Here is an 18,449-nt window from a genome sequence, read left to right on the forward strand (position 1 = left end):
GCCGATCGGTCCCGTCGACGTGCATCGGCTGACGACGACTGGCTGACGACGACTGGCTGACGACGACACACTGACGCGGCGGTCCGACGACGACCGGTCGCGGACCGCACGGATCGAGGCGGCGCACAGGAAGGAGCATTCGATGGCGGCATTCACGCCGGAGGAGGACTCCGGCCAGGCGGCGCTGCTCGACCTTCCTCCCGCCCGCGGGACGGCGGCGCCGGAACCGGTCGCCGAGCCGGTCGACATCGCCCGCGTCGTGGTGGACAGCCCGCTGCCGCACCTGGACCGACCCTTCGACTACCGCATCCCCGCCGCGATGAGCGAGACGGTCACCGTCGGTTGCCGCGTCACCGTGCGCTTCTCGGGCCGGGTCCGCTCCGGGTTCGTGGTGGACCGGGTCCGCGAGCCCGACCCGAGCGGACGGCTCGCCGAGCTGCAGCGGGTCGACTCGTCCGTCCCCGTCCTCACCACCGAGGTGCTCGAGCTCGCCCGGGACGTCGCCGCCCGCTACGCCGGGGTCACCTGGGACGTGCTGCGCGCCGCCGTCCCGTCCCGCGTCGCCGCCGTCGAGAAGGCCCTGGACGTGCCCGACGAGCTCCTGCGCTGGTCCAGCGGCGACGAGAGCGCCCTCGGCCGCGTCGGCGACAGCGGCGCGAGCGCGACGACGGACCCGGACGCGAGCAGCAGACATGCCGGTGACGCGGCAGAGTCCGCCGCGCAGCCCGATACGGCGCCCGGCGTCGCATCGCAGAGGCCCGACGGCGGCGCACCGGACCCGGCCTTCGCGCCCTATCCGCACGGTGCGGCCTTCCTGGACCATGTGCGGGCCGGCGGTTCGCCGCGAGCCGTCCTGGACGCCGCCCCCGGTCACGGGCCCCACGCCTGGCCGGAGCTGCTGGCCGCCGCGATCGTCGCCTGTCACGCGTCGGGCCGCAGCGCGGTGGCCGTCGTCCCCGACCTGCGTGACCTTGCCCGACTGGAGACCGCCCTGGCCGACCGGCTGCCCGCCGGTGCGGTCGTCCGGCTCAGCGCCGACGACGGCCCGACGCCCCGGTACCGCAACTACCTGGCCCTGCGCTTCGGGACCGCCCGCGTGGCGATCGGCACCCGGTCCGCCGCCTGGGCGCCCGTGCGCGATCTCGGCCTGCTGTGCCTGTGGGACGACGGCGACGACTTGCACGTCGAACCGCGGGCGCCGTACCAGCACAGCCGCGAGGTGCTGCTGCTGCGGGCCGACCGGGCCGGTGCCGGCGTCCTGCTGGCCGGATCCGGGCGGAGCACCGAGGCCGAGCGTCTGGTCGCCACCGGGTGGGCGCAGCCGCTGAGCCCGGACCGGGCCACCCGCCGGCGGACCGCCCCGCGCGTCGTCAGCACCGCCGACAGTGTCCAGTCCGCGCGTGACCCCCTCGCCCGGGTTGCCCGGCTCCCGCAGCTCGCCCACGAGACGGCACGCGCCGCACTGACCCGGGGCCCCGTGCTCGTGCAGGTGGCGCGGACCGGCTACGCTCCCGCGCTGTCCTGTCAGCGGTGCCGCCAGCCGGCGCGCTGCCCCCACTGCTCGGGCCCGCTCGCGGTGGCCGGTCGGCACGCGCCGCCGGTGTGCCGGTGGTGTCATCGCAGCGCCCCGGCCTACGCGTGCCCCGTGTGCGGCGCCACCGCCCTGCGGATGATCGCCGTGGGAGCGCTGCGCACCGCCGACGAACTGGGGCGTGCGTTCCCGCAGGTCCCGGTCATCTCCTCGTCCGGCGACCACATCCGCACGGAAGTGCCGGACGAGCCCGCCCTCGTCGTCGCGACCTCGGGCGCGGAACCGGTCGCGGCCGGCGGGTACGCGGCCGCCCTACTGCTCGACGGTGACGCGATGCTCGAACGCGAGTCGCTGCGGGCCGCGGAGGAGACCGTGCGGCGCTGGTTCGGCGCGGCCGGACTGGTCCGGGGCGCCGCCGACGGAGGTGTCGTGGTGGTCACGGCGGGGGAGTCCGCCGCCGTCGCCGCGCTGGTGCGGTGGGATCCGGCCGGGTTCGCCGAGCGGGAGTACGCGCTGCGGCGGGAGCTGTCACTGCCCCCGGCCGTCCGCGTCGCCGCCGTCACCGGCACCCCGGACTCGGTGCGGGACCTGGTCGAACGAGCCGACCTGCCGGAGGACTGCCGGGTGATCGGCCCGGTGCCGTTCGTCGGTTCGACTCCGGGACCCGCGCCGGCGGTCGGAACCGAGCCGGGGGAGCGCGAGGAGCGAGCGCTCGTCTTCTTCTCCTACCGGCACGGGGCGGTCGTCGCCGCCGCACTCAAGGCCTCCCGGGCCCGGCAGTGGGCCGGCAAGCGGGACGCCCCCGCGCACCTGCGTCTGGACGGCCTCGACCTGGTCTGATGGCGCTCGGTCGGCGAGCTCGGCTCCTGGCGTCCGTCGGCCGTGGTTCCGGGAATCCCGGTGGGTTCAGCCCCGGCGACCGAGCCCGAGTCGCGTCAGGACGGACCGGCGTTGCCGATGCCCGGCCCGCTGCCGCACCACGTCCTCGGCCAGGGCCAGCAGGGCGCGGGCGGAGGCGTCCCAGTCGAAGTCCGCCGCACGTTCCACACCGCGCGACGACGCCGCCGCGAACACCTGCGGGTCCTCGAGCTCACGGACGGCGGCCGCGACCGCGGCGGGGTCGGTCGGCGGCACGTACCGCACGGCGTCGGCGCCGACCTCCCGGAAGATCGGGATGTCGCTGGCGATCACCGGGGTGCCCTCGGCCATCGCCTCGACCAGCGGCAGCCCGTAGCCCTCCGCCTGCGAGAGGGTGACCAGCGCCGTGCACCGGTGCAGCTGGTCCGTGTACTCCTCGTCGCTGACCCCGTCGTGGAAGACGACGTCCGACCCCGCCGGCACCGCCGCGGTCAGCTCGCGCTTCCGGACGGGAGGCACCCGGCTGAGCAGGTGCAGGGTGTACCCGGGCAGGTGCTCCATGGCCGCGATCAGCGTCTCGACGTTCTTGTACGGCAGGAACGCGCCCATGTAGACGAGCGAGCGCTCCGGTGCCGTGCCCGGGTCACGCGGACCCGACGACGCCGCCGGCTGCGGGGCGTTGCCGATCACGGTGACCGGGCGCCGGGTGAGTCGCAGGCGGGCGATGGCGTCCGCGGTGGTCGCGCTGACCGTGGCGACGGCATCGGCCCGGTTCAGCAGCACCCGCTGCGGCCAGTAGGCGCGGTGGTAGAGCCGCCACAGCAGCCGCACCGGTGCGGGCAGGAAGCCCGGTGGGGTGGGGTGCTCGTAGTAGATGGTGTCGTGCAGCGTGAGGATCAGCCCGTACCGGCGCCCGGCGCTGCCCATCGTCTGCATCGGGCAGAACACGACGTCGGGCTTCAGCCGGTTGACCGTTCCGGCGATCAGCAGCTCGGCGGGGGAGAGGGGACTGCTCACCTTCACCCACGGCACGTCCGGCAGCAGCTCGAGCTGCCGCTCGTCGTGGATGAGCATGACGACGTCGGTGTGCCGGGACAGGGCAGCGATCAGGCTCGCCCCGTAGCGGCTGATGCCGTCGTGCCGCCCGATCCGGGTGAACCGCGCGTCGACCAGCAGCCTCATGATGCCGCCCCCGTCGTCCTGCCGGACGATGTCCCGGCCTCCGCGCTGCCGCCCGGACGCGGCGGCGCGTCCGCCGCGGGATGCCGGTCCAGGAAATCGGCGATCAGCCCCGCCACCAGCTCCGGCGTCTCGTAGTGGGTCAGATGCCCCACGCCGGCGATCACCGACAGCTCGGAACCGGGCAGCAGGGCGTGCAGCCGATGCTGCGTGTCCAGCGGCGCGATGTCGTCCGCGTCGCCCGCGATCAGCTGGACGGGCAGGCGCAGCCGGTCGGCCACCTCCGTGACGGTGCCGGTCACGGACGCGGTGAACGCCTCCTGCACGACCCGACGGTCGGCGAACGCGCTGAAGTAGCGCCGGTGCTGGTCATGGATGAACCGGCGCAGCGCCGGGTCCTTCGTCGTCGCCATCACCTCGCTCATCACCCGCACGATGATCCGGTTGCGCAGCAGCGCCTGGCCGACGGGCTCGGGCAGGCGGGCCCCGGCGGCGTAGTACAGCTGGGCCAGCCGGGACATCAGCGCCTGCGGTCCCTCCAGGGCCGGGGCGGCGATCGGGTTGATCAGGGTCAGGGTGCTGAAGGCGTCGGGTCCGGCGGCGACGGCGTGCGCCGCGACGATCGAGCCGAACGAGTGGCCGACCAGGGCCGGGGCTTGCCCGTCGCCGACCGCCTCGGCGACGAGACGGACGAAGCGGGCGTAGGAGGCGACGTCGTGCCGGCCGGCCAGCGCGTCCGCCGCCCCGAAACCGGGCAGGTCCGGCACGACGATCCGCAGGCCGGGGGATGCCTCGGCCAGGGCCGCCGCGATGCCGGCGAGACCGTGGTGATCGCCGCGAAAGCCGTGCACCAGCAGCACCGTCCGCGACGGATCACGGCGACCGCTGCGGTGCGGGTTTCCCGGCTCCGCCGGGTGCTCGTACCACCACACCGGGGCACGCCGACCGTCCGGCAGAATCACGGTCTCCCGCCGGCCGCTCATCGGACCGACTCCGGATCCGGGCCGCCGCGTTCGCTGCGATCCAGGGCGGCGATGCGCTGCATCGTCTCGTCGTCGAGCCGGAAGGAGAAGAGATCGACGTTCTGCTCGATCCGCGCCCGGCTGCTGGCCTTCGGGATGACGACGCTGCCGCGCTGCAGGTGCCAGCGCAGGATCAGCTGGGCGATGGAGACGCCGAGCGGCCCCGCGATCGAGGCGAGCTCCGCGTCGTGCAGGCAGGCGCCCCGGCCGAGCGGGCTCCAGGCGACGGTCGCGATGCGATGCGCGGCGTGGAAGGCGAGAAGTTCGTCCTGCTGCAGATAGGGGTGCAGTTCCACCTGGTTCACGGCGGGGACGACGTCGGTCTCGGCGAGCAGCCGCTCCAGCTGGGCAACGGTGAAGTTGCTCACGCCGATGCTGCGCACCGCACCCTCGTGGTAGAGGCTCTCCAGCTGCCGCCAGGCGTGCACGTACCGGTCGGCGGAGGGCACGGGCCAGTGGATGAGGTACTGGTCGACGGTCGTCAGCCCCAGCGCGTCCCGCGACTGGACCAAGGCGGCCCGGGCGTCGTCGTGCCGGTCGTTCCACAGCTTCGTCGTGACGAACACGTCCTCCCGGTCGAGCCGGAAGTCGCCCACCTCGGACGTCGCCTCCCGCACCGCGGCGCCGACACCGGCCTCGTTCCGGTAGAGCGCCGCCGTGTCGACGTGCCGGTACCCCGCCTCGAACGCGGAGCCGACCAGCTCGGCGGTGTGCTCCGCGGGCACCTGGAAGGTGCCGAAGCCGACGGTGGGCATCCTGACGCCGTTGTTCAGGGTGATCTCACGGGTCACGGGGACCGGAGGGAGGGCTGAACTCATGGCCACGACTCTATCCGTGCACGTGGACGGCGTATTCGTGGGACGCTGCGACACGGCGGCTGCGGTTGCGTCCTCGTCGTCTTGACTCCAAGATGTGGTGGGGACCACACCGGTTTCTCATCCCACCGGCACCACGGGGATGTCCGTTCCACCCCGCGCACGCCGGACGACGTCGTCCGGCGTGCCCGCTTCCACGAAGGAGTCAACGGTGTCACCACAAGCATTCGTGGCCGAGCTGATCGGCACCACGCTGCTGCTGCTGCTCGGCTGCGGCGTCGTCGCGAACGTCGCCCTCGCCCGCACCAAGGGCAACGGTGGCGGCTTCCTGATGGTCAACTTCGGCTGGGGTCTGGCGGTGTTCGCCGGTGTGTACGCGGCGGCCGCCTCCGGGGCGCACCTGAACTTCGCGGTCACCGTCGGGCTCTGGGTCAACCCGGACACCGCGACCTTCGCCCCCGGCATCGACAAGACGTTCGGCAACGCCCTGCTCTACCTGCTCGCGCAGATGATCGGCTCGATCCTCGGCGCCGTCCTCACCTGGGCCGCCTACAAGCAGCACTTCGACGAGGAGCCGGACCCGGCCAACAAGCTCGGCGTGTTCGCCACCGGGCCGGCCATCCGCAACACCGCGTGGAACCTGATCACCGAGATCATCGGCACCTTCGTGCTCGTGCTCGTCATCGTCAGCTTCGGCAACAACCCGAGCGGCCTCGGCCCGCTGGCCGTCGCCCTGCTCGTCGTCGGCATCGGCGCGTCCCTCGGTGGCCCCACCGGTTACGCGATCAACCCGAACCGTGACCTCGGCCCCCGCATCGCCCACGCCTTCCTGCCGATCAAGGGCAAGGGCTCCAGCGACTGGGGCTACGCGTGGATCCCGGTCGCCGGCCCGATCATCGGCGGCATCCTCGGCGGTCTGATCGCCCCGCTCGTCCACGTCGCCGTCGCCGCGGCCTGAGCCGCAACCCACCGTTCACCACCCACGACAGGAGTCACTCATGGCCGACTACGTTCTGGCGATCGACCAGGGCACCACGTCCTCCCGCGCCATCGTGTTCGACAAGTCCGGTAGCATCGTCTCCACCGGCCAGCTCGAGCACGAGCAGATCTTCCCCCGTGCCGGATGGGTCGAGCACGACCCGGAGGAGATCTGGACCAACGTCCGCGAGGTCATCGGCATCGCGCTCAGCCGCGCGAACCTGACCCGGCACGACATCGCCGCCGTCGGCATCACCAACCAGCGGGAGACCGCGGTGGTGTGGGACAAGAACACGGGCAAGCCCATCTACAACGCGATCGTCTGGCAGGACACCCGCACGCAGAAGATCGTCGACGAGCTCGCCGCCGACGGGGGCGTCGAGCGCTTCAAGGACAAGGTCGGCCTCCCGCTGGCCACCTACTTCTCCGGCACCAAGGTCAAGTGGATCCTCGACAACGTCGACGGGGCCCGCGAGAAGGCCGAGGCCGGGGACCTGCTGTTCGGCAACACCGACAGCTGGGTGGTGTGGAACCTGACCGGCGGCACCGACGGCGGCGTGCACATCACCGACGTCACCAACGCCTCCCGCACCATGTTCATGGACCTCGCGTCCCTGTCCTGGGACCAGGAGATCCTCGACGCGTTCGGGGTGCCCGCCTCGATGCTGCCGGAGATCAAGTCCTCCTCCGAGGAGTACGGCACGGTGCACAGCTCGCAGCTGCTGCGCGAGACGCCGGTCGCCGGCATCCTCGGCGACCAGCAGGCGGCGACCTTCGGGCAGGCGGCGTTCGAGAAGGGCGGCGCCAAGAACACCTACGGCACCGGCAACTTCCTGATCGTCAACACCGGCGAGGAGATCGTCAAGTCGAAGAACGGGCTGCTGACCACGGTCTGCTACAAGCTCGGCGACGCCAAGCCGGTCTACGCGCTCGAGGGTTCCATCGCCGTCACCGGATCCCTGATCCAGTGGCTGCGCGACAACCTGGGCCTGATCAAGACGGCGCCCGAGGTGGAGGAGCTCGCCCGCACGGTCGAGGACAACGGCGGCGTGTACGTGGTGCCGGCGTTCTCGGGCCTGTTCGCCCCGTACTGGCGCGGTGACGCGCGCGGCGCCATCGTCGGCCTGACCCGGTACGTGAACAAGGGCCACATCGCCCGTGCGGCGCTGGAGGCCACGGCCTTCCAGACCCGCGAGGTGCTCGACGCCGCCAACGCGGACGCCGGGGTCGACATGGAGGACCTGCGGGTCGACGGCGGCATGGTCGCCAACGACGCCCTGATGCAGTTCCAGGCCGACATCCTCGGCATCCCGGTGGTCCGGCCGAAGGTCGTCGAGACGACGGCGCTCGGTGCCGCCTACGCGGCGGGCCTGGCGGTCGGGTTCTGGCAGAGCACGGACGACGTGACCGCCAACTGGGCCGAGGACAAGCGCTGGGAGCCGCAGATGGACGCCTCCGAGCGCGACCGTCAGATGCGGCTGTGGAAGAAGGCCGTCACGAAGACCTTCGACTGGGTCGACGACGACGTCCAGTAGCAGCGACGTGATGCGGCTCGGCACCGGGGCTCGACGCCCCGGTGCCGGGCCGCTGCGCTACCATGGACGACATGCCGTTCCGACTTCTCTAGAGGCTGTGCCGACGGGGCCTGCATGACTGCAGCGCCGTCACGTCAGGCACAGCGGCCCCTTGCTCAGCGAGGGGCTTTTGTGTGTCCGGGCCCGGAACGGGGCCCGCACAGAGTCGTCGAACCACCCGTCGATCCCCGGAGGACTGAGACCAGCGTGAACACGAGTGCGCAGCACGGAGACCAGCACGGAGACCAGCACGGCGCTGGGCAGCACAGCGACGCGCAGGCCGCCGGCTGGGACTTCGCCGCCCTCGAGGCGACCTGGGGGCCCTGGTGGGAGCAGCACGACGTGTTCGCCCCGGTCGACGACGGGTCCCGGGAGCGCCGGTACGTGGCCGACATGTTCCCGTACCCGTCCGGTGACCTGCACATGGGGCACGCCGAGGCGTTCGCGATGGGCGACGTCGTCGCCCGCTACTGGCGGCTCCAGGGCTACGACGTGCTGCACCCGATCGGGTGGGACTCGTTCGGGCTGCCCGCGGAGAACGCGGCGATCGCCCGCAACGCCCACCCGGCGGAGTGGACCTACGCGAACATCGAGACCCAGGCGGCCTCCTTCAAGCGGTACGGCCTGAGCCTGGACTGGAGCCGGCGGCTGCACACCTCCGACCCGGAGTACTACCGGTGGACCCAGTGGCTGTTCCTGCAGTTGTACCGCCGGGGCCTGGCCTATCGGAAGAACTCCCCGGTGAACTGGTGCCCGAAGGACCAGACCGTGCTGGCCAACGAACAGGTCGTCAACGGCGCCTGCGAGCGGTGCGGCACCCCGGTGACGAAGAAGGCCCTGAACCAGTGGTACTTCCGGATCACCGACTACGCGGACCGGCTGCTCGACGACATGGACGCGCTGACCGGGCACTGGCCCGAGCGGGTGCTGGCCATGCAGCGGAACTGGATCGGCCGGTCCACGGGCGCGCACGTCGACTTCGTGATCGAGGCTGCTGACGCGAAGGCCGAGCGGTCCGTTCCCGTCTTCACCACCCGACCCGACACCCTGTACGGGGCCACCTTCTTCGTCGTCGCCGCCGACGCCGACCTGGCCACCGAGCTGGTCACGGACGAGCACGCCCAGATGCTGATCGCGTACCGCGAGGAGGTCAAGCACCTCTCCGACATCGAACGCCAGGCCACCGACCGCACCAAGACCGGCGTGTTCCTGGGGCGCTGGGCGGTCAACCCCCTCAGCGGGGAGCGGCTGCCCGTGTGGGCGGCGGACTACGTGCTGGCCGACTACGGCACTGGCGCCATCATGGCCGTGCCCGCCCACGACCAGCGCGACCTGGACTTCGCCCGCACGTTCGACCTGCCGGTCCGTGCCGTGGTGGACACCGGCGACGAGGACCCGGCCGTCACCGGCATCGCGACCGCCGGCGACGGCACCCTGATCAATTCCGGACCGCTGGACGGGCTGGGGAAGGCCGACGCGATCGCCCGCGCGGTCGAGCTGGTCGCCGGGGCCGGCACCGGTGAGGCGACCGTCAACTACCGGCTGCGGGACTGGCTGCTCTCGCGGCAGCGGTTCTGGGGCGCGCCGATCCCGATCATCCACTGCGAGCGGTGCGGCGAGGTGCCCGTTCCGGACGACCAGCTGCCGGTGCGGCTGCCCGACGACATGCGCGGGGCGGACCTGGCCCCGCACGGCCAGTCCCCGCTGGCGTCCAACGAGGCGTGGGTGCGGGTCGACTGCCCGTCCTGCGGTGGTGAGGCGCGCCGCGACACCGACACGATGGACACCTTCGTCGACTCGTCCTGGTACGTGCTGCGCTACACGTCCCCGCACGACGACGAGGCGGCGTTCGACCCCGAGGCCGTGCGCCGGTGGGCCCCCGTCGACCAGTACGTCGGCGGCGTCGAGCACGCCATCCTGCACCTGCTCTACAGCCGCTTCATCACCAAGGTCCTGCACGACGAGGGCCTGCTCGACTTCGTCGAGCCCTTCACGTCCCTGCTGAACCAGGGGCAGGTGCTCAACGGCGGCCGCGCGATGAGCAAGTCGCTGGGCAACGGCGTTGACCTGAGCCAGCAGCTGGACAAGTACGGCGTCGACGCCATCCGGCTGACCATGGTGTTCGCGTCCCCGCCGGAGGACGACGTGGACTGGGCGGACGTCTCGCCGGCCGGGTCGGCGAAGTTCCTGGCCCGGGCGTGGCGGTTGGCCTCGGACGTCACCTCGCCCGTGGGCACCGACCCGGCGGCCGGGGACCGTGCGCTGCGGGCGGTCACCCACCGGACCGTCGCCGACGCGGCGGCCCTGCTGGACGACCACAAGTTCAACGTCGTCGTCGCACGCACCATGGAACTGGTCAACGCCACCCGCAAGGCGATCGACGCCGGCCCGGGCGCCGGCGACCCCGCGGTGCGCGAGGCGACCGAGGCCGTGGCGATCCTGCTCAGCCTGGTCGGCCCCTACACCGCCGAGGACATGTGGCACCGGCTCGGGCACGAGGGGCCGGTCAACCAGGCCGCGTGGCCGGTCGTGGACGAGTCGCTGCTCGTGCAGCAGACCGTGACCGCCGTCGTACAGGTCGCCGGCAAGGTCCGCGACCGGCTCGAGGTGCCCGTCGACATCAGCGAGGACGACCTGCGCGAGCGCGCGCTGGCCGCCGACGGGGTGGTCCGGTTCCTGGACGGCCGCGGGGTCCGCACGGTGATCGTGCGCGCGCCGAAGCTCGTCAACATCGTCCCGGCCTGATCCGCCGGACGTGGTCGGCAGCCGGCGGGAGCGATTCGCTTGAGTGACGCCGGGCGTGAGCTCCGACCGTCGGTGGCCGTGGTCACCGACGTGGCGGCCGGCCTGCCCGACGCCCTGCGCGCCACGCTGGAGGACGAGCACGGCCTGACGGTGCTGGACCTGCCGGTCACCGTGGACGGCTCGCCACTCGCCCCGGGGCCGCCGGCTGCCCTCGAGCTCGCGCTGGCATCGGGCCGCGCGGTCGCCACGTCGCGGCCGTCACCGGGTGCGGTCGAGGCGGTCTACCGCGGCCTCGCCGAGGCCGGGTACGGCCACATCGTCTCCATCCACCTCTCCGCCGGCTTGTCCGGCACCGTCGACTCGGCCCGCTGGGCGGCCGGGCGCGTCCCGGTGCCGGTCTCCGTCATCGACTCCGGCACCGCCGGGATGGCGCTGGGCTTCGCCGTCCGGGACGCGTGCGTGGCGGCCTCCGCCGGGGCCTCGCCCGGGGCGGTCGCCGCAGCTGCGCGACGCGCATCCGAACGTCACCGCGTCCGGTTCTACGTGCCGGATCTGGACACCCTGCGCCGCGGCGGCCGGGTGGGGGGCGCCGCCGCCTGGATCGGCGGGGTGCTCGCGATCAAGCCCCTGCTGCAGATCGAGGCCGGCGTCGTCGTGCCCGTCGAGCGGATCCGCTCGGCCGTGCGGGCGATCCGGCGGCTGGAGGCGCTGGCGGCAGGCGACCTCGCCGCCCTTCCGCCCTCGTCCGCACGGCAGTGCGCCGTCCACCACTTCGGCAACCTCGCGGAGGCGGAGGAGCTGGCGGAGCGGCTCACGGAGCAGACCGGGGTGCGGCCGCTGGTGTCGCGACTGCCGTCGGTGCTCGCCGCACACGTCGGCCTCGGGGTGCTCGGAGTCGTCACCGGTTCTTCCTCCACAGCCCCGCCGGCGATCGGCTGAATCCACAGACCGGGCGAGAGCGTCCCGCGGGGTGCGGCGACGTTCCTAGCGTGGGTCCATGCCCGTCTCCCCGTCCGACCCGCTGCCGTCGCGTGCGGACGTCCGCGCCGGGGCGCGGAGCGGCCACCGCCGGCGCCGGGACGCCGGGTGGCGCGTTTCCTGGGGCGGGGGAGGGCGTGGGCTCGAGCCCGGCGTGCGTGGAGCCGCACTGATCAGACGCGTCGGCGGCGACACCGTCGCCGACGATGTCCCGTTCGCCGACGACGCCGAGATCGATCTCGACGCTGCGGTGCGGCGGGGCAGTGCGGGTCAGGGCCGGACGGGGCTGGGTCTGCAGCTGGAGCGGTCGGGACCGGAGCCGGCTCGGCGGGCTCGCGCGGAGCTCGCCGATGACTGGCCGGATCGAGCCGGGCGGGGGCGACCTGATCGCAACGATGACTGGCCGGATCGGAACGGGCCGGACCGAGCGTTGTCGGAACAAGCTGACCTGGACGCTGACCAGGATGACGACGACCATCTGCTGGGCGACCACCGGGACGGTGCTGCTGTCGGCGACGAGGCGGTCCGGGCAGTCGACCCGGACGTCGACGCGCTGCCGAGTCGGCGAGCATCACGTCCGGTCACGAGCCGAGTGGCCTGGCGGATCGGGTCGGCTGCCGCCGTGGTGCTCGCGGTGATCGCCGTGGTGCTGCTCGTGCGAGCCCTGGCCGTGCCGGGCAGCACGGAGATCACGGTGAAGCCGGTGCCCATCGCCGCCTCGGCGGCGGCAGCACGGCAGTCCACCGGAACGCGCACCGGGTCGCGGGAAGCCGACGCGTCGAGCCCGGTCCCGTCCGATCCGGCTACCTCGATCGCCGCCGAGGACTCGACGCGTCCGGGGGCAATGTCCTCCACCGAGCCACCAGGGACGACGTCGCCGGCGTCGGGTGGTGTCGTCCTCGTGCACGTGGCCGGTGCGGTGCGCCGACCGGGCGTGGTCCGGTTACCGGCGGGCAGCCGGATCGCGGACGCGGTGGCCGCGGCGGGGGGAGCGTTGCCCGGGGCAGCGGTGGACGCGGTCAACCTGGCGGCCCGCGTGGAGGACGGCACCCAGATCCGGGTGCCGGCGGCGGGGGAGCAGGTGCCGAGCGCCGGGTCACCGCCGCCGGGCGCCGGCGCGGCAACCTCAGCCGCCCCTCCGGCGACGTCCGGTGCGGGAGCCGGTGGCGCGCCGAGCGGCAGCTCCAGCGCGCCGGTGAACATCAACACCGCCGACGCCGTCGCGCTGGACGCACTGCCGCGGGTGGGTCCGGTGATGGCGCAGCGGATCGTCGCGTGGCGCACCGAGCACGGCCCCTTCGGCAGTGTGGACGATCTCGACGCCGTGCCCGGCATCGGGGAGAAGATGATGGCCGAGCTGCGACCGCTGGTGACCACGGGATGACACCGAGCCCAGAACCGCCCTGGCGGCGCTTGGCGGAGGCCGCCAGCCGCGGGCCGGACCGGGAGACCGACCCGCCGGCGCAGGGAAACCCGGACCGCCCGCTCGCCGCCCGTGTCAGCGGCCCGGGATCGCGCACGCGGCGGCACCGCGGGACGGCCACCGGGCCGCCCAGGTCGTCGGGACCAGCGGCCCGCCCGGCCTCCGCCCGTGACACCGGCGCCGGATGGCGCACCCGGCGAGACGAACGCCCTGCGCCGCTCCGACCACCGGAGCAAGGCCGGCGTGAGCGGCGGTGGGACCTGCGACTGGTCGCGCCCGCCGCGGTCGTGTGGGCCGGTACCGCCATTGCCGTGACGCATCCGCCGACATCGATCTGGCTGGCCGCCTCGGCCGCATCCATCGCCGCCCTGCTGCTCGGCGTCACGGTCCTCTCCGCGGTGCTGATTCGACGGCACCCGGTCGCCGACGCAGGCGGCGGCGTGCCGGTCCATCGTGTGCCGAGGCGAGCGGCTGGGCCGTCGTGGAAGCTCTCCCGGAATCCGGTCGGACGACTCTCGCGCCGCCCCGGGCTGCTCGTGATGGCGGCGGCACTGCTCCTGCTCGGGTCGGCGGCGCTGACCACCGGACGGGCAGCGCACGACCTTCCGCGTGCCGGACCCATCGGGGCAGCCATCGAGAGTCGGACCGCGGTGACGGCTGAGCTGGCGGTCACGGATGAACCGCGTGCCCTGGCCGCGTCGGGCGACCGCGGCCGTCAGCAGGGGCTCACCCTGGTGCGCGGAAACATCACCGCCGCGACGGCCCGCGGCGTCCGGTTCTCCGCCGCCACCCCGGTGCTCGTCCTCGGTGATCGCCGGTGGGGCACCGTCCGTCCCGGGCAACGCGTCAGCGTTGCGGGGGCGCTCACCCCGACCGAGCCGGGAGCACGAGAAGCGGCGTTCCTGCGGGCGAGCGCGCCGCCCCGGATGCTTGACGCTCCGGGGCCGATCGACGCCGGCATCGCGCGGATCCGCGCGATGCTGCGCGAACAGAGCGCCGCCCAGTCCTCCGATGCCGGTCAGCTGGTGCCCGGGCTCGTTCTCGGCGACCGCGCGCCGCTGGGCGAGGACCTGCGCTCGGCGATGGCCGTGGCGTCCCTGACCCACCTGACGGCCGTGAGTGGGACCAACTGCACGATTGTCCTCGCGTGTGTGCTCGGTCTGGGCGTCGTGCTGCGCGCACCCCGCTGGTCGCTCGTCCCGGCTGCCGGGGCGGCGCTGACCGGGTTCGTGGTGGTCGTCGGGCCCGATCCGAGCGTGCTGCGCGCCGCCGTCATGGGTGCGGTGGGGGCGGTGGCCGTCGTCTCAGGTCGTGGTCGGGTGCCGGTGGCGATGCTGTGCACCGCGGTCGGCGTGCTGCTCCTGATCGACCCCTACCTCGCCACCTCCCTCGGCTTCGCCCTCTCGGTGGTGGCGACGGGCGCCCTGATCGGCCTCTGCGGACCGGTCGAGGCCGCCCTCACCGTGGTGCTGGCGGCGCTGCGGCTGCCTCGCGTGCCGGGCGGGGTCGTCCGGGCGGTGGCGGTGCCGCTGGCGGCGCAGATGGCGTGCGCTCCGCTGCTGGTGCTCGTCCAGCCGGCGGTCAGCACCTGGGGTGTCGCGGCGAACGCCGTGGTGGCGCCGCTGGTGCCGGTGGTCACGGTCGCGGGATCGATCGCGGTGCTTCTCGGGGCGCTGTGGGCGCCTTTGTCCCTCCTTCCGCTGTGGTTGGCCGCCCGGTGCGCGGACGCCATCGCCCTCGCCGCCCGCGCGGTCGCCGCCGCACCCGCCGCGATGGTGCCGTGGCCGGACGGGCTGCCCGGCGCGGCGCTGCTGGCGGTCGCCGACGCCGGCATCGTCGGTGCGCTCCTCCTGCTGGGTCGCCGTCGCCGCGGACCCCGCCCCTCGATCCAGGGCCGCTCCGCTCACGGCCGCGAGAGTATGCCTTCCTGGGCCGCAGGAGTCGCTCGACGCGGGCATGGGTGGCCGCCGCTGCGTGACGATGCCGGCGCCGCCCGGTCGGTACCGGGGGAGCGGAGGCGCCGGCAACATCTGTCGATGAGACGAGCACTCGTCCGCGCCGGGATCGTCGTCGCTGGCGTGGCGGTCGTCGCGGCCGGGACGGCGGCCTTCACCGTGGCCGTCCCGGTTCCACCGCCGGGGCAGTGGCAGCTGGCCATGTGCGACGTCGGCCAGGGGGACGGGTTGGTGCTGCGGGCGGACCGGGAGACGGCGATGCTCGTGGACAGTGGGCCGCCCGGACCGGCGATGGCGCGCTGCCTCGACCGTCTCGGTGTCCGCCGTCTGGCCGCCGTGCTGCTCACCCATCAGCACGACGACCACTACGGCGGCCTGGACGACGCACTGCGCGGCCGCACGGTGGACCGTTACCTCGTCTCGGCCGCGGACGCCACCCTCGCCCCCGCCGTCGCGACGCTGATCCGCCGGGTGCCCGCACCGGTCGAGCACCTGGTGGCACCCGCCCACGGGACCATCGGGGCGATCACCTGGTCGGTACTGTGGCCGCGGACGCCGCGGCCCATCGGGGACGAGAACGACAACAGCGTCGTGCTGCGGGTCGACATCGCCACCTCCGGCGGGTCGCCCCTGCGTGTGCTGCTCACCGGCGACCTCGAGGAGGACGGCACGGCGGCCCTGCTCCGAGCCCGCGGGACGACGGACGAGCTGCGGGGCGTGGACGTGATCAAGGTGGCCCACCACGGTGCACGCAACGGGGGCACCGCGATCCTCGACGCCGTCCGGGCGTCCGTGGCCCTCGTCTCGGTCGGCCGGGACAACGACTACGGGCACCCGGCCTCCGGCATCCTCGACCACCTCCGCGGTCTCGGCACCGTCGTCTGGCGCACCGACCAGCAGGGCGCGGTCACCGTGCGTCGCACCGGCGACCATCTGGTCCTCACCGCGCTCCCGCCGTGAGCGCCGTCGGGCCGCGGTCGGCGCTCGGACCACCACCGGCGTGGCGGGCGGGGCCGGAGACGGTCGGTCGGTGTTGCTGCTCCGACGTGCCGGACCCGACGCGTCGGTCCCGACGTGCCGGACCCGGCGACGTCGCCGCCCGACTGGCCGGCCTCGACGGTATCGGCGCGCTGTGGGACGCTCGTCCCCGCAGCGGACGGTCGAGGGTCCGGCCATCCCTGGCCTCCCGACCGGGCCGGCCAGCGAAATGTCGGCGGTCCGTGGGATGCTCGAGGTGTCGCCGGCGTTCGGGCGATCGAGCCCGGTGGCTCGTCACCGCCGCACCCTGGTCCGCCGCCGTCGTCCCACCGTTCCGTCCCGCACCGCATCGCACTGCACCGCACCGTTCCGTACCGGCGCGGACCGATCCGCCTCCGTCCGCTCCGCACCGTTCATCCCGAGGAGGGCTGCCGTCGTGGCCGCTCGCACCACCGCCGCCTCCCGCGGCAAGGCTTCCGCCGCGCTCGTCCCGTGGCGTGAGGCCGCCGCCGCACCCGTCGTCCTGCTCAGCGGGGCGGAGGACCTGCTCGCCCAGCGGTCACGGCAGCGCATCCGGGCGCAACTGCGCGAGAACGGGGCCGACCTGCAGATCCAGCAGCTCGACGCCACCGCGTACACCGCGGGCCAGCTCACGATGATCGCGAGCCCGTCGCTGTTCGGGGAGACCATCCTGATCGAGGTGGCGGGCCTGGCCGGCATGACGGACGACTTCCTCACAGATGCCCTCGCGTACCTCGCGAACCCCGAGCCGGAGGTCTACCTCGTCCTGTGGCACGCCGGCGGGACCCGGGGCAAGAGACTTCTCGACGCCCTGCGCGCGGCCGCGGTGCCCACGGTGGACTGTCAGCCGCTCAAACGGGACAGCGACAAGATGGACTTCGTCACCGCGGAATTCCGAGCCGGTCGGCGCCGGATCGAGGTGGAGGCCGTCCGGGCGCTCGTCAGCGCGGTCGGGTCGAGCCTGCCAGAGCTGGCCTCGGCGTGCGAGCAGCTGATCTCCGACACGGAGGCGACGGTCGACGCGGACACGGTCGAGCGGTACTACGGCGGCCGGGTCGAGGCCACCGCGTTCAAGGTCGCCGACGCGGCGCTCTCCGGCAACAGCGTGCGCGCCCTGGCCACCCTGCGTCACGCCTTCGCGACGGGCGTCGATCCGGTGCCGCTCGTCGCCGCCCTCGCGATGAAGGTCCGCGCCGTGGCCAAGGTGTACGGCCTGCGGGGCTCCTCCGCCGCACTGGCGGGTCAACTGTCCATGGCGCCCTGGCAGATCGACCAGGCCCGGCGGGAGGCGTCGCGATTCTCCGAGGAGCACCTGGCCGCCGCCCTGACGGCCCTCGCCGCCGCCGACGCCCAGGTCAAGGGCGAGTCCCGTGACCCGGAGTACGCCGTGGAGAGCGCCGTCATGCTGATCGCCGCGGGCCGGCCGCAGTAGGGAACCGCCCCAGGACTCGCCGGAGGCCCCGGCCGGCCCCGGCCGGCGCAGGCCGCCCGGCCGGCATTGGCCTGAGGCCGAACGCGGAACCCCGTTCGCGGTGGGAGCAGGCGGCGAAGCGGCCGCGGCGTCGCTCGCGAGCTCGCAGCACCGACCCGCGAGCAGGCGCACCTATCAGGCACACAGCAGCCGCCCGAGATGCAGCGGCGGCCCGAGAGACAGCACCGACCCGCTACAGCACCGTCCCGGGATCCAGCACCGAGGCCGACAGACAGCACTGACCCGGATGCAGCTGTGGCCCGGACCGAGACGGTCCGGGCCACAGCGTCATCCTCGCGTGAGCGTGGTTCTCGCGTGAGCAGTGCTCACCGGCGCGGTGTGGTCGCGCTGCCGATGGTCACACTCGGCGCGTCAGCTCAGAGGCTGGAGACCTGCTTGGCGATCGAGGACTTGCGGTTCGCCGCGTTGTTCTTGTGGATGACACCCTTGCTGACGGCCTTGTCCAGCTTCTTGCTGGCGTTCTTCAGGGCCGAGGTGGCGGCTTCCTTGTCACCGGCGGTCAGCGCGGTGTGGACGGCGCGGATAGCCGTGCGCAGCTCCGACTTGTAGGAGTTGTTGCGCAGACGAGCCTTCTCGTTGGTGAGAATGCGCTTCTTCTGGGACTTGATGTTGGCCACGTGCTGATCTCTTTCCTGCGGGAAACGGGTGTGCGGTCTGAGGGCAGTGGGTCGAGAAGACGGAGAACGGCGTGGGGCACCGTAGTGGCGGATCGACCCGAGTCGTGCCCGTCGACCAACGGACACACAGCGGTCAAGTCTAGCAGAGCCGACGGTGCAGGACGGGAGGCTGCCGCGCGGTGTGCCGCGGCGGCGGCGGCCCGTGCGCTTCGTGGGAGACTGGAGGGTGAACCGCCGTCCCGCCGACGGCCCGGTACCACACCCACCCGTCCGCCATCCGTTT

General features: G+C 73.4%; 11 protein-coding genes and 1 pseudogene. 8 read left to right on the forward strand and 4 right to left on the reverse strand.

Annotated elements, in window-relative coordinates:
• Positions 1-142 precede the first annotated feature (142 nt).
• Complete coding sequence (locus BGP79_RS03165) at positions 143-2,371, forward strand: hypothetical protein (protein WP_076693147.1); 2,229 nt, start codon at positions 143-145, stop codon at positions 2,369-2,371.
• Between the two features lie 66 nt (positions 2,372-2,437).
• Here the strand turns inward: BGP79_RS03165 and BGP79_RS03170 are convergent, their stop codons facing one another.
• The 3 genes from BGP79_RS03170 to BGP79_RS03180 are packed head-to-tail and all read right to left on the reverse strand — an operon-like array spanning position 2,438 to position 5,408.
• Complete coding sequence (locus tag BGP79_RS03170) at positions 2,438-3,571, reverse strand: glycosyltransferase family 1 protein (protein WP_076693148.1); 1,134 nt, start codon at positions 3,569-3,571, stop codon at positions 2,438-2,440.
• Positions 3,568-4,551: an alpha/beta fold hydrolase gene (locus tag BGP79_RS03175; RefSeq protein ID WP_076693149.1), complete on the reverse strand. Its 984-nt coding sequence runs from the start codon at positions 4,549-4,551 to the stop codon at positions 3,568-3,570. The genes BGP79_RS03170 and BGP79_RS03175 overlap by 4 nt, the downstream gene beginning before the upstream one ends.
• The gene (locus BGP79_RS03180; protein WP_076693332.1) at positions 4,548-5,408 is read right to left on the reverse strand and encodes an aldo/keto reductase; all 861 of its coding nucleotides are present in this window, start codon (positions 5,406-5,408) and stop codon (positions 4,548-4,550) included. Before BGP79_RS03180 ends, BGP79_RS03175 begins: the two co-directional genes overlap by 4 nt.
• A 208-nt stretch (positions 5,409-5,616) precedes the next feature.
• Here BGP79_RS03180 and BGP79_RS03185 point away from each other — a divergent pair, with 208 nt between their 5' ends.
• From BGP79_RS03185 to holA, 7 genes and pseudogenes are all read left to right on the forward strand, one after another.
• Positions 5,617-6,363, forward strand: a complete 747-nt coding sequence (locus tag BGP79_RS03185; RefSeq protein WP_076693150.1) for an MIP/aquaporin family protein — start codon at positions 5,617-5,619, stop codon at positions 6,361-6,363.
• A gap of 40 nt (positions 6,364-6,403) precedes the next feature.
• Positions 6,404-7,918, forward strand: coding sequence for a glycerol kinase GlpK (gene glpK / locus BGP79_RS03190; protein ID WP_076693151.1), 1,515 nt, complete (start codon positions 6,404-6,406; stop codon positions 7,916-7,918).
• 256 nt (positions 7,919-8,174) lie between these two features.
• Positions 8,175-10,702: pseudogene (gene leuS, locus BGP79_RS03195) on the forward strand (leucine--tRNA ligase).
• 39 nt (positions 10,703-10,741) lie between these two features.
• Complete coding sequence (locus tag BGP79_RS03200; RefSeq protein WP_076693153.1) at positions 10,742-11,641, forward strand: DegV family protein; 900 nt, start codon at positions 10,742-10,744, stop codon at positions 11,639-11,641.
• A gap of 469 nt (positions 11,642-12,110) precedes the next feature.
• A complete protein-coding gene (locus BGP79_RS16685) occupies positions 12,111-13,064 on the forward strand; it encodes a ComEA family DNA-binding protein (protein ID WP_198928407.1) in 954 nt (317 codons plus the stop codon).
• A gap of 350 nt (positions 13,065-13,414) precedes the next feature.
• Complete coding sequence (locus BGP79_RS03210) at positions 13,415-16,018, forward strand: ComEC/Rec2 family competence protein (RefSeq protein WP_158067110.1); 2,604 nt, start codon at positions 13,415-13,417, stop codon at positions 16,016-16,018.
• Positions 16,019-16,472: 454 nt separating this feature from the next.
• On the forward strand, positions 16,473-17,489 hold the full coding sequence (gene holA / locus BGP79_RS03215) for a DNA polymerase III subunit delta (protein WP_076693156.1): 1,017 nt from the start codon (positions 16,473-16,475) through the stop codon (positions 17,487-17,489).
• 416 nt (positions 17,490-17,905) lie between these two features.
• Here the strand turns inward: holA and rpsT are convergent, their stop codons facing one another.
• Complete coding sequence (gene rpsT / locus BGP79_RS03220) at positions 17,906-18,166, reverse strand: 30S ribosomal protein S20 (RefSeq protein ID WP_076693157.1); 261 nt, start codon at positions 18,164-18,166, stop codon at positions 17,906-17,908.
• Positions 18,167-18,449 lie beyond the last annotated feature (283 nt).

It is taken from the genome of Tersicoccus sp. Bi-70 (assembly GCF_001968825.1).
In the GTDB taxonomy this organism is placed as follows: Bacteria; Actinomycetota; Actinomycetes; order Actinomycetales; family Micrococcaceae; genus Tersicoccus.